Here is a 655-nt window from a genome sequence, read left to right on the forward strand (position 1 = left end):
TGCCGTTGACGTCAGCGGTTACGCCAGTGGTCGTTCCGAACACCATGCCGGTGATCGCGTCCGAACCGGCCGTGAAGCTCACGGCGTCCGAGCCGCGCTCGGTGGTGGACAGTTCGGCTCCGCCCGCAGCACCTTCGGCGCTGCCCAGGGCGTTGGTGTTGTCCAGGCCCTTCTCGTAAACAGTGATCGAGGCGCTGTTGTCGGTTGCCGTCGGACCGGCACCATCGGTGATGCTGATCGGCTGCGCTGCCGTCGCGATGTCGCCGTCGCCGTCGGTGATCTTGTAGCTGAAGCCGGCGTTCACAGCCGAAGCGTTGTTCAGGCTGGCAACCGGCGTGAACGTCCACGCACCGGCAGCCGTGAAGGTGTAGGTGCCGTTCGCCGTCACGACCGACGTCGAGCCCGAAGCGGCAATCGAACGCTCGATGCCGCCAATCGTCACCGAGGTCAGCGACGCGCCGTCAGCACCTGCCGTGTCGTTGCCGAGCACGTTGCCGCTGATCTGTGCGCCACCCTCAACGACGCTGCGGGCGCCGTCATCGACGGCGACAGGAATGTCGTCGACGACGTTGATGCCGACCGTTGCGCTGGCGGTGCTGCCATCCTGATCGGACGCAACGACGGTGATGCCGGCCAGATTGATCGTGTTCTGCGC

At 66.0% G+C, this 655-nt stretch carries 1 protein-coding gene; it reads right to left on the bottom strand.

Annotated elements, in window-relative coordinates; genetic code table 11:
• A partial coding sequence (locus AC1Q80_RS30825; RefSeq protein WP_492362941.1) for an Ig-like domain-containing protein occupies nucleotides 1–655 on the bottom strand: 655 nt, incomplete at both ends.

This window comes from Ensifer sp. GW823-FHT05D09 (assembly GCF_058795755.1).